The 12493-nt window shown below is 40.2% G+C and carries 8 protein-coding genes; 5 read left to right on the top strand and 3 right to left on the bottom strand.

Annotated features, from left to right (window positions below; genetic code table 11):
• Window positions 1-12: 12 nt before the first annotated feature.
• Both GGR07_RS07035 and GGR07_RS07030 read right to left on the bottom strand, forming a co-directional pair.
• Window positions 13-903, bottom strand: a complete 891-nt coding sequence (locus GGR07_RS07035; protein ID WP_021646458.1) for a YitT family protein — start codon at window positions 901-903, stop codon at window positions 13-15.
• 125 nt (window positions 904-1028) lie between these two features.
• Window positions 1029-2432: a Gfo/Idh/MocA family protein gene (locus GGR07_RS07030; protein ID WP_021646459.1), complete on the bottom strand. Its 1404-nt coding sequence runs from the start codon at window positions 2430-2432 to the stop codon at window positions 1029-1031.
• 279 nt (window positions 2433-2711) lie between these two features.
• Here GGR07_RS07030 and GGR07_RS07025 point away from each other — a divergent pair, with 279 nt between their 5' ends.
• From GGR07_RS07025 to GGR07_RS07005, 5 genes are all read left to right on the top strand, one after another.
• The gene (locus tag GGR07_RS07025; protein WP_021646460.1) at window positions 2712-3266 is read left to right on the top strand and encodes an RNA polymerase sigma-70 factor; all 555 of its coding nucleotides are present in this window, start codon (window positions 2712-2714) and stop codon (window positions 3264-3266) included.
• A 307-nt stretch (window positions 3267-3573) separates the two neighbouring features.
• Complete coding sequence (locus tag GGR07_RS07020) at window positions 3574-4569, top strand: FecR family protein (protein WP_021646461.1); 996 nt, start codon at window positions 3574-3576, stop codon at window positions 4567-4569.
• Between the two features lie 191 nt (window positions 4570-4760).
• The gene (locus GGR07_RS07015; RefSeq protein WP_231381883.1) at window positions 4761-8027 is read left to right on the top strand and encodes a TonB-dependent receptor; all 3267 of its coding nucleotides are present in this window, start codon (window positions 4761-4763) and stop codon (window positions 8025-8027) included.
• Window positions 8028-8032: 5 nt separating this feature from the next.
• The gene (locus GGR07_RS07010) at window positions 8033-9673 is read left to right on the top strand and encodes a RagB/SusD family nutrient uptake outer membrane protein (RefSeq protein ID WP_034542855.1); all 1641 of its coding nucleotides are present in this window, start codon (window positions 8033-8035) and stop codon (window positions 9671-9673) included.
• Between the two features lie 109 nt (window positions 9674-9782).
• Window positions 9783-11348, top strand: coding sequence for a sulfatase family protein (locus tag GGR07_RS07005; protein ID WP_021646464.1), 1566 nt, complete (start codon window positions 9783-9785; stop codon window positions 11346-11348).
• A 118-nt stretch (window positions 11349-11466) separates the two neighbouring features.
• Here GGR07_RS07005 and GGR07_RS07000 read toward each other — a convergent pair whose 3' ends face one another.
• Window positions 11467-12483 carry an FAD:protein FMN transferase gene (locus tag GGR07_RS07000; RefSeq protein WP_021646465.1) on the bottom strand — a complete coding sequence of 339 codons (1017 nt, stop codon included), beginning with the start codon at window positions 12481-12483 and terminating at the stop codon, window positions 11467-11469.
• Between the last annotated feature and the right edge of the window lie 10 nt (window positions 12484-12493).

The raw sequence follows: 12493 nt of genomic DNA, 5'->3' as shown, positions 1-12493 counted from the left end.
TTATGGTTGTTGTTACTTTACTTTTATACGGTCGAATCCTTCACCGTATACACCGATAACGGCACTTTGTGATACAAAGGCGTGTGGGTCGATGTCTTTTATTAGTCTGAAAATCGTTGCCGATTCTCGTTTTCGTGCCAGCACGAACATCATTTTCTGTTCTTTGCCGGAGTAGAAGCCTGTTGCATTGATGATTGTAACTCCCCGCTTCGGGTATTCGTTGATGTGCCGCGCTATTTCTTCCCATCGGCTGCTGATGATGAAAAACTGAACCGATTGTCGGGCACTGTTTACTACCTGGTCTACTACGAAACTGCAAATATAAAGAGTGACGAATCCATATACAACCTTTTCCCAGTCTTTTAAAACAAAATAACTGGAAGAAATGATTACCAGATCACACAATAATATAACTCTTCCAAGTGTAATCTCCCGGTATTTGTGAACAATAGCCGCGATAATGTCCGTGCCTCCTGTGCTTCCATTGGCAGAAAAGGCTGTTCCTACACCGGCACCGCAAAAAGATGCGCCTAAAACGCACGCCATGAAAGGTTGACTCTGGAGCAACTGTGTACCTTTCGTCACTTCTTGTATCACTGAAACAAAAAAAGTCAGCGTGAATACCGCAAAGATTGTTTTAATGCTGAACTTGAAGCCTAATATTTTTAGAGCCAGAATTAAAAGGAAAAAATTGATGGTGAAATAGCTGTATTGAACCGGTGAGCCGGTGGCGAAGTAAATAATGGAAGCGATACCCGGTACACCACCCGTGGTAATGTCATTGGGGAGGAGGAATAATACCCATCCTATACTGTATAAAACCATTCCGAAAGCAATGGTTATATAATCTTTAGCCTCCCGGTATATGACTTGCTTGGAGGTTTTGCCGATGTATGTTTTCATACTATTATGTCGCCCCGACGATAAAGATTAATAAGATTTTATACACGAATTACAGACTATCCGAATATTTCTGCAAAAGAAGCAAAAATATTCGGACAATCTGTATTGGCTGTGTTTAAAAGTTCTTAATTGGCAAAGGCGTGTCTATATCCTTTGATTCTTTCCCATCCTCCGCGGGTGAAATCGGGAACTTCTACCGGGGCAGAACCGTTTTCGATAGAGATACGGCTGAGCTCAGCCAGACAACACCATTCGGCTAAATCGTATACATCCATGTCTAATGGCAAACCGTTACGAAGACAATATATCAACCGGTAGTCCATGATGTAGTCCATTCCACCATGTCCGCCTACTTTCTTGGCAGTCTCTTCCAATTCGCGATGAATCGGGTGTTTGTATTTTTCCATCAGAGCTTTTTTCACTTCTTCTGTTACAGGACCGTGAGCATTCAGCTTTTCGTGGTCGGGCGCTATGTCCGAGTCTACCTGAGTTGGGCGAAGACAATACATCTCCTTCGGATATTTGTCAGCGAAACCGTCGGTTCCTACTGCTTGATACATACGGCTGTAAGGGCGGGGTGTCATCACATTGTGCTGAATCAGCATAGTCTTTCCTTTTTCCGTACGTATCATTGTGGTGGTTTGGTCGCCGTTCTGGAAGTCTTTTACTTCTTCGCCGGTTTTATTTTTGATATATGCCGGACCGTTAACGGCTTTCGTGTCCATGGACACAAGAGTCTTCATACGGTCTCCGCGATGAATGTCGAGCAGTTGGCAAGCAGGGCCCATACCATGTGTTGCATATACGTCTCCACGGAACTTACGGTTGTAATCCATACGCCAATTATTCCAGTAATAAGCCCAAAAATCCTCCAGGTTATGGATATAAGCTCCTTCCGCATGCAGAATTTCCCCAAATACCCCTTGTTGAGCCATATTTAGTGTGGTCAGTTCAAAAAAGTCGTATACGCAATTTTCCAGCTGCATGCAGTGTTTACGGGTTCTTTCCGAAGTATTGATCAGCTTCCATATTTCATCCAGAGTCATGGCTGCCGGAACCTCGATGGCTACATGCTTGCCATTTTCCATTGCATAAACGCCCATTTCTGCGTGATTCTTCCAGTCGGTTACTATATATACAAGGTCGATGTCAGTCCGTTCACACAGTTTCTTCCAAGCATCCTCGCTCCCGGAATATTCGGCTGCTTTAGGAAGGCCGGCTTTCACTAAATATTTTTGAGCTTTTTCCACACGCTCGGGATAAATGTCGCACAGCGCTACTATCTGAGTGCCGGGGATATGTATGAAACGTTCCACAGCTCCGGGGCCACGCATGCCGAGTCCGATGAATCCTACACGAACCGTTTCCATTTTGGGGGTAGTAAGTTGGAGAACATCTTTTTGTCCGGCAGGTCGTTCGGGAGTTTCTATCCGAATAGGAGAGAAGTCACTTTTTGTTTTCTGTGCATATCCGTTTTGGATTTTGAACAAAGTTACAATAACGATTAAAATCGTAAAAAGATTGCGCATAATGTTTTTCGGTTTAAAAGGTTTATATTTAAAGAATTATAATTGTTTTTTGCTTTACCATTTGAATTTGTTTTGCGAATGTATCTTAAATACACAGAAATAACCTTTACACCCTACCTATATGTTTCTTCTTTTGTTTTTTTTTAACGATGTACACCGCTTTGTGAACTAATTTGTTGATTATTGCAATGTTTTCTTTGTTTTGTTCTTATTATATGTTGTAAATTATTTACTTTTGTTTTTTTTTAAATAAATATATTTGTAACGGTATGGGGCAATATGGCTGACAAAGAGCTTATATTAGGTTTAAGGCAGGGAGATACAAAAGCATTCACAGTGCTGTATAGAAAATATTGGGCGAAAGTGTATAACTTCTCACGCGTATATTTGTCATCTGTAGACGATGCGGAAGATGTTGTTCAGGCAGTCTTCTTAAAACTATGGGAAAGTCGGGAATTTATACGTGAGAATGATAAACTTGATAGTTTTCTTTTTATTATAACTCGTAACCTTATTTTTAATCAATTTCGCAGAAGCTTTAATGAAAACGCGTATCGGGAAACGGTGCTTTCTGTCATAGATTCACATCTTACGAATGATGTGGAGGAACAAATTTTTGTGACTGATTTAAAAGCTTATGTTGACTTATTGATTAAAGAATTATCTCCCAGACAGCAAGAGATTTATCGGTTAAGTCGTATGGAATATTTGACTTACAGGGAAATTGCTGTTCGCCTTTCAATTAGTGAGAAAACAGTTGAGCGTCATATCAATGATGCACTCAAGATTTTGCGTAAGAATCTGCTAATTTATTCTATCTTCCTCTCCATTTAAAAGCTCTTTATAGAAACTTTTTTTTGTGCTGAAGTAGCTGACTAATTTACTTGGTTTTTATTTCTGCTTGCTTTTGGCTTGACAAATGAACCGATGTCAGGAGTCGTTTGGGGGTATGAAATAAAAAGGAAATGGGTTTTTCGAAAAAAACAACTTTCTCGGTATTTTCTCTAAATGTTAACATTGAAACGCCCTTAGGATTATTTTGCTTTTAGGGAAAGCTACAAAAGATTTGTATTTTTCTTGGGGGGTAAGTTGTTTATGAGGGTATTTATATATGTGAGTAACGTTAAATAAGAGATGAGACATGAAGCAAAGTAAAATAAATAATGCTGATGTTTTTTTTAGGCTTTTGGAAGGACGAATGTCTTTGGAGGATCGTAAAAGATTAAATGAAGAGCCTGTGATAGAAAGGATGATTGCCGAGAAATGGAATATGACTACCGATGGTGCTAAAGCTGATAAAAAACAAGAAGAACGTATTTTAAGGAATATTTTACGAGTAATAGCGGGAAAGCCGAAGCATCGCTCTGCTTCGCGACTGGTAACTAATCTTTCTTTATGGGTGGCTTCTGTTGTATTGATTATTATCTGTGGTGCCTTATCGTTGCTTTTGTTTGTAAATACGAGAGTTAGTACAAATACTTATATTGTCACGGCAGGCCGGCAAACAATGGACTCGCTGAGACTGTCAGACGGAACCTGTGTGATGTTGAATGCGGGAAGCCGCTTGACTTATCCTGAACGTTTTGACGGTGATAGACGAGTTGTAGAACTTTCCGGACAGGCTTTTTTTAGTGTGATGCCCGATAAGGCTCGTCCGTTTATTGTTCAAACTGCCCAAATGGATGTTAAAGCTTTAGGGACGTCATTCGAAGTATTCAGTTTTGATGGCGATGAAGAGGTAGAAGTTATACTTTTGACAGGAAAAATAAAAGTTACTCCGAAAGGAGATTTTGAAAAGAACTCGAAAGACTATACGCTTATTCCGGACCAGAGGTTATCTCTTCGAAGAGGTATTGTTGAAATAGATACTGTAGATGCTGACACATATTCTTTGTGGCGACTGAAGAAGGGATTGAACTTTAAGAATGAAAAACTTTCGATGATAATTCCCCGTTTGGAAAAATGGTATGGACAGAAAATTCATTGTTCGAAAGACGTGTCTGATTATTATCGTTTTACATTCGCTGTTCGTAATGAGTCTTTGGATTTGATATTGGATCTGATGTCGCGTAGTGAACCTGCACTTGTTTATTGTCTTATGCCCGATGGAACTTATGAACTAAAAAAGAAAAAATAGAGATCCTTTGTTAACTAACCCCGATCACATCTTATTTTAATAAAGTAAATTGTGCTATTATTAATATTAAATCTATTGATATGTTTATGATGAAAAACAAATTGTGGTATTTGCAAGTTGTTCGGAAAATGAGATTTTCTTTTGCAACAGCTTTGATTGTAGGAGTACTCGGAAATATACCGGGTAAAGTGATGGCTCAGCAGCTTAAATTTTCACTGAAGAAAGAGCAGGCAACTATTGAAAGTATTATTCAGGAAATAGAAAGGCAAAGCAAATATACTTTCTTTTATAGTGACAATCAGGTAAGATTACACAAGAAAGTATCTATTGATGTGGAAAATGCTTCCATTGAGAAAATATTGGATAATATTTTAAATGATACGGAGTATAAATATAGAATAGTTGATAATCAGGTGATTATCTCTTTATCGGATACTTTTAAAGAAAATAGTCGGAAGACTCTTCAGAAAGAAGTAAAACAATGGATTTCTGGCAAAGTCACTGATGCGACAGGAGAACCTGTTATAGGAGCAAGTGTTGTGGAGAAGGGTACAAGTAATGGAACTGTGACTGATCTGCAAGGTGAATTCGTGTTGTTTGTCGATAACAATACTGTCAGTATTGAAGTTTCTTACATAGGATATAGGCAACAAATCGTAAAAACGGAAACAGGAAAATTTCTTAATATTTTATTGATTGAGGATGCCAAAGCTCTTGAGGAGGTTGTAGTAATAGGCTATGGTTCACAGAAGAAAGTAAATGTTATCGGGTCTATTTCGACTGTAGATAGTAAAAAGTTGGAATCAAGATCGGTACCGAGTATATCTAACATGCTGACGGGGCAACTTTCTGGGGTTACCATTAAGCAGTCCAGTGGAAATCCTGGTGCAGACGAAGGAACTATTCGCGTGCGTGGGGTAGGTTCTTTTGGAGCAACCCCCTCTCCGCTAGTCTTGATCGATGGTCTGCCGGGTTCTTTAAATGATTTGAACCCTGTCGACATAGAGAGTATTTCTGTTTTAAAAGATGCTTCATCGGCTGCGATTTATGGTTCACGGGCAGCAAATGGAGTTATCCTTGTGAAAACTAAAGGCGGTCAGAAAGGCAAGGCCAATGTGAGTTATAATGGATACATAGGTTTTAATAAAGCAAGCGCTTTACCCGATATGTGTGATTCATGGGAATATGCAGAGTTGTATAATAAAGCCATTGGAAAAGAAAGCTTTTCTCAAGACGAAATTCGTAAACTGAAAGAAGGCACAGATCCTTATAATTATCCTAACGAACATTATCTAGACATGTTATTAGATAACAAAGGGTTGCAAACAGGACATGAGCTTACTGTTAGCGGTGGAAATGAAAAAACGCAATATATGCTTTCTTTTGGTTATGTGAGGCAGAATGGCTTAATGGAGCATAACTATTATGAACGCTATAATGGTAGAGTGAACTTAACCACTGAACTGGTAAAAAACATAAAGCTTACAGCCAGATTAGGTGGAATCGCTTCAAAAAGATACGAACCTTCCACTCCCGGCGCTTTGGATAATGCTGGTTTCAAATCTTTTACGAGTAATGCTTTACGCTTTCCGGGTTTATGGGCCACAAAGCTGGAAAATGGAACATACGGGCAAGGCCCTAAACTGCAAGGTACTCCTTTGTCATGGTTGGAAAGCGGCTCTTTTTATAATGAAAATGCAGACAAGTTCACTACCAATATAGAACTTGCTTATACTCCATTGAAGAGTCTTATATTAAAGGCTATCGGAGGATATAATTATACGAACGGGCAAGTACGTCACTATCGTTCGGAAATGGAAATTACATCGGGAAAAAAATTAGGTCCCTCTTCGCTATATGATAATATGAGAAAAACCACTTATAAGACTTTTCAAGCTATAGCAGAGTATAATAATAGTTTTCATAAACATAATTTTTCCGTATTAGGTGGTTATACTTGGGAAGATGAGTCGAATCGTTATGTGGGAGGTATGCGGAATAATTTTCCTTCCGATGAAGTTCCTTATCTTGACGCCGGTGGTGCCGACGGACAAACGAATGAAGGTAATGGATATGATTGGGCTATTATGTCTTTTTTCGGGCGATTCACGTATAATTACGATCAACGCTATTTGTTCGAATCTACTGTCAGGTATGATGGTTCATCACGTTTCCCTTCTGATAGCAAGTTCGGATTGTTTCCTTCTGTCGCTTTGGGCTGGCGCTTGTCGGAAGAGACGTTTTTTAAAGAGAGTGAATCCTTGAATTTTATTAATAATTTGAAATTGAAGGCTTCATATGGGACGTTGGGAAATAATAATATTGGAAACTATCCATATCAGTCGACTTATACTTTAAACAAATCTATGAATTATATTTTCGGAGGAGTTTATACTCAGGGGGCCGCGGTAACCACTTATGTCGACCCTCGCTTGAAATGGGAGAAAACACGCACGGCAGATATTGGCTTTGAGACTTCCTTATGGGATAATAAGTTGACTTTCAGTTCTATTTATTTTTATCGGAAAACCAGCGATATATTGTATAAGCCAAGTGCAAGCTATTCGGCTATTTTCGGTTTGTCGGTTTCGGAAGTGAATACAGGAACACTTGAAAACAAAGGATTGGAGTTTGAACTTGGGCACCAAAACAGCGTGAGAGGCGTTAATTATCATATTAATGCTAATTTTTCCATTATTAAAAACAAGGTAATTAGTTTGGGGGTAGGTAATGTAGAGCAACCGAACGGTATGGTGGGTAACGGCAGTAATCTGTTTATAGGATATCCGATGGAGATGTATTATGGGTATAAAACAGATGGGGTTTTTCTGTCGGATGACGAAGTAAGCAAGTGGAGTAATCAAAGTAAAATAGCTCCGAATGCCAAAGCCGGCGACTTGCGTTATTTAGACTTGCATGGTAACGATGGAGCTGTGACCGAGGCCGATAAAACTTATTTAGGTTCCAGAATTCCGAAGTATACATTTGGCTTGAGTTTAGGAGCAGAGTATAAAGGTTTTGATTTTAATATGCTTCTGCAAGGAGTGGCAAAAGTGAAAGGATTATTAACTAATTATGCAGGATATGCTTTCTTCCAAGAGGGAAGTATACAGAAATGGCAAGCACGTGAGACTTGGACTAATAATCAGGAAAGTCGCTATCCCAAATATCCACGCTTGGAAGTTATGTCGAATGCAGGAAGTATCAACACTTTAACTTCTGATTTCTGGATATTGGATGCTTCTTATTTGAAAATTAGAAATGTACAATTAGGATATACCCTTCCTTCGCAGGTCACTCGGAAGTTTGCTTGCTCTAATTTGCGATTATATATTTCGTTAGATAATCCTGTTTCTTTTAGTAAGTATCGTAAAGGATGGGATCCGGAAATAAATACAAGTGGAGATTATTATCCGATCTTATCAACGTATTCTTTTGGCTTAACTTTAAAATTTTAACGATGATGAAAAAGATACATTATTTATTTATACAGATACTTGTGGCAGTATTCTTTCAAGCATGTGATCTGGAACGCTATCCTTTAGCCAATTTGCCAGAGAAAACATTTTGGGATAATGAGTCGAATGCCGATTTGGCTTTGACCACTTTGTATCGAGGGAGCATGGCGGATAAAGTAGAGTATAACCCTTCAGACTGGTGGTCTTATCATGGTATGATATTAATGGAACACCTCTCGGATAATGCTTTTGACAGGAGAGGTGAGAATAACCCTTTCTTCAAAATTTCCAGCGGCAACTTAACTGCGGATAACAACTTTATTAAAAGATATTGGACCGTATCTTATGCGCGTATCGGTTATTGTAATCGTTTTTTGGATGGGATACAAAAGTGGTCAGATTCTCCTAAAAAAGCGAGAATGGTGGCAGAGGCTCGTTTTTTACGTGCCACTCAATATTTTTATTTAGCAAGCTATTTTAAAGACGTGCCATTAGTTACAACTGTGCTGACGGGCGAGGAAGCAAATAGTGTAGATAAAGCTTTGCAAGCATATATTTTAAAATGGTGCGCTTTGGAGTTTTCTGAAGCAGCTCTCAACTTACCTCGTTTTTCTGAAATCAGAAGTAGTGAATCCGGACGTGCTTGCAAGCAAGCTGCCTTGGCTTTTTTAGGGCGTACTTGTATGTTGCAAAAAGATTGGGCAAGAGGAGCGCAAGCTTTTGGAGAGATTATAGAGTTAGGTGATAATGATATCAATCCCGATTATAAAAGCTTGTTTTATTACTCTAAAGGAAGCGCTAATAAAGAAAATATTTTTTATATTCAATTTATGGAAAGCTTTTTTGGCACGGGACTCGCTCAACATGCTTTTCCGGCTAAGGATGGAGGATGGAGCTTAATTAATCCCAGTGCCGGATTATATGAAGCTTATGAATTTCTGGATGGATCTCCGTTTAGTTATGCTGATTCCAGATACAATCCGGATAAACTGGGAGAGAATCGTGATCCGCGGCTAGATTATACTGTTTATTATAATGGAAGCATGTTCAAAGGTACCGAATATAAAATTAGCCCGGATTATGAGGCGGCAAAAAAAGAACGGTTGGATTATTCGAGTGAAGCTTCCCGTACCGGTTTTTTAATGAGAAAATATATAGACGAAGCTTCGTCAATGAAAAGTTTACAAGATGCTAATGGTTTCTTTCCTGTAATTCGTTATGCAGAAGTTCTTCTCGGTTATTTAGAATGTGTGCTCGAAAGTGGCGAAACAATAGATCAAAAGATACTTGATGCTACTATCAATAAAGTAAGAGGGCGTGCTTCTGTGCATATGCCACCAATTACAGAGACAAGTAATAATAGACTGCGTGAGATGGTACGGAACGAACGGCGTGTGGAATTGGCAATGGAGGGTATTCGCTATTGGGATTTGTTAAGATGGGAAATCGCCCATGAGGTATTGTCCCAAAAGATTTGGGGAGCTCCTTATCCCAAGTCGAAGTTATATGCCACTTCCACCAAAGAGGTAGATCCCGCGGGACATTGCCGTTGGTATGTTGGTAAACGGGCTTTTCGTAATCCTGTTGATTACGTTTGGCCTATTCCTCAGTCAGAACAGAACATTAACCCGAAATTAAGAAAATAAGAGTTGTACCGGTTGAAAGCTGAAGGGGGCTCACTGAGCTTTTTATGCATATATGCATCGGAATGCGCTTTCTTTAGCTTTTGCCTATTCTCAAAATTGAAAATAACATATGAAAAAGCTTTTTTTGTTCACAGCCATTCCTCCTTTGGTAAGTGTCTCTGCCCACGCTCAGAGTGCAGCCTGCGGTTTAACATCATCAAATGGCGAACGTGGATTACCGAATGTTATCTTTATTTATGCGGATGACTTGGGTTATGGTGACTTGGAGTGTTACGGCGCAAAGAATGTACAAACGCCGAATGTGAATCGTTTGGCAAACATGGGAGTTCGGTTTACAAACGCCTATGCTACAGCTGCAACAAGCACTCCTTCACGATACTCCATGCTTACGGGCGAGTATGCCTGGAGACAACCCGGAACAGATGTGGCTGCCGGAAATGCAGGTTTGATCATACGCCCTGAGCGTTATACAATGGCAGATATGTTCAAGAATGCTGGATATGTTACAGCAGCTATCGGGAAATGGCATTTGGGACTGGGGGATAAAACGGGAGAACAGGATTGGAATGCACCGCTGGCTGCGGCATTGGGAGATTTGGGGTTTGATTATTCCTACATTATGGCAGCTACCGCCGATCGTGTGCCTTGTGTCTTTATCGAAAATGGGAAAGTAGCGAATTATGATCCGGAGGCTCCGATTGAGGTTAGTTATAAACGACCTTTCGATGGAGAGCCTTTGGCAAAAGATCATCCTGAATTGTTATTTAACCTGAAGTCGAGCCATGGGCATGATATGGCCATTGTAAATGGTATCGGCCGGATTGGTTATATGAAAGGTGGTGGAAAAGCTTTGTGGAAGGATGAAGACATTGCCGATTCTATCACATCGCATGCAGTTTCGTTTATTGAACAAAACAAAGATAAACCTTTTTTCATGTACTTTGCTACAAACGATGTGCATGTGCCACGTTTCCCGCACGAACGCTTTCGGGGAAAGAACCCTATGGGGCTTCGCGGCGATGCTATCATTCAGTTCGATTGGAGTGTAGGTCAAATCATGGATGTTTTGGATAGATTGGGGCTGACTGAGAATACGCTCATTATCCTTTCCAGCGACAACGGGCCGGTCACGGACGACGGATATGCCGATCGTTCTGAAGAGTTGTTGAAAGGACATAAACCCGCCGGACCTTTACGTGGAGGCAAATACAGTGCGTTTGAGGCCGGAACTCGTATTCCAGCCATTGCAAGCTGGCCTAAAGTCATGAAAGAAGCGCATGTTTCGGATGCATTGGTCTCGCAAATTGATTGGTTCTCTTCGTTGGGGAGTTTGATTGGTGCCAAACTTCCGAAAGGAGCGGCTCCCGATAGCAGGGATTATTTGGACGCTTGGATGGGAAAAGATAGGATAGGGCGTTCTTGGGTGATCGAACAAGCTGCTAATCGTACATTGTCCGTGCGCACAAAAGATTGGAAGTACATAGAGCCGAGTGACGGGCCGAAAATGATTTCATGGGGGCCGAAGATTGAAACCGGTTATTTAAACGCTCCACAACTTTATAATCTGAGCAATGATATTCATGAAGAAAGGAATTTGGCGGAAAAGCATCCGAATATACTTCGAGAACTTCATGATATTTTGAAGTGGATTGTGAACTCAAGTACTGCTTTTTAATTCAATCTCATAGTGTCATAAAAAGAAAATGGAACTATGGTCGTAGTGAAATGCACCTTAAAAGTTAGATAAAAACTTTTAGGGTGCACTTCACTTTGTAGACAGTCCTACTGGCATATTATTTAGCAGGGGATACAAATTTTTTCATTCCTTCAGTAAGATAAGTTTTAAATTCGCCATTCTCGTCGCTATAGATAAAATAGGCTTCAATTGTTGGGTGAGTCTGGCAGAAAGCAATAGCTTTCTCTAGTCCCATTACCATGAAAGCGGTAGCAAGCGCATCGGCCGTCATGCAGTCTTTGGCAACTACGGTTGAAGATAACAGACTATGCTGTACCGGATTGCCGTTCCGTGGGTCGATAGTATGGGCGTATTTCTTCTGGTCTTTGTAATAATAGTTGCGGTAATTGCCTGATGTAGCCATGCCGTGATCTGTCAATTCCAGAATTGTTTGGATATCTTGTTTCACTGATAAAGAGTCGTCTATCGGTTTGTTGATACCTACTCTCCATAATCCGTTTTTCGGGTTGTCGCCTTTCACCACAACCTCCCCGCCAATATCTACAATGAAATTTTTTATGCCTTTCCTGTTGAGGAAATCTGCTATTACATCTACTGCATATCCTTTGGCTATAGCACTGCAATCAAGCATCACTCGGGGATCTTGCTTGATGATTTTCCCTTCTCTCTGCTCTACTTTCCGGAAGCCGGTGATTTGTAGTAAACTATCTATCGTGCATGAATCCGGAAAATTCCCTTTTTTGAATCCGAATCCCCATGCATTGACCAAGGGCGCTACCGTGATATCGAAAGCCCCTTCGGTCTCGCGCGAGATTTCAAGAGAACGGTTGAAGCAATTCAAGAAAAGGCTGTCTGCTACAACGTCCTCGTTACGGTTGATTCGGCTGATGATTGAGCTGTCGTTAAAAGTCGAGAGCGATTGATCGAACCGTTTCAATTCAGCTTCAATCTCCGGCTTGAGTTCGTTTCGGTCTTGGTAGGTAATATTGTATACAGTGCCGAATATAAGCCCGGTGATGCTTTTGTAATCTGCTTCACGGTTTTTTCTAACTAATATCCATATACTTGCTAAAATCAGGAAAGTCAACCAAAAAAAACTTTTCTTACTTTTCATACCTGTTATT

The sequence above is a fragment of the Bacteroides pyogenes genome (assembly GCF_014196225.1).
GTDB lineage: Bacteria > Bacteroidota > Bacteroidia > Bacteroidales > Bacteroidaceae > Bacteroides > Bacteroides pyogenes_A.
The sequence above is the reverse complement of the archived record's forward strand: the minus strand, read 5'-3'. Positions and strand labels throughout refer to the sequence as shown.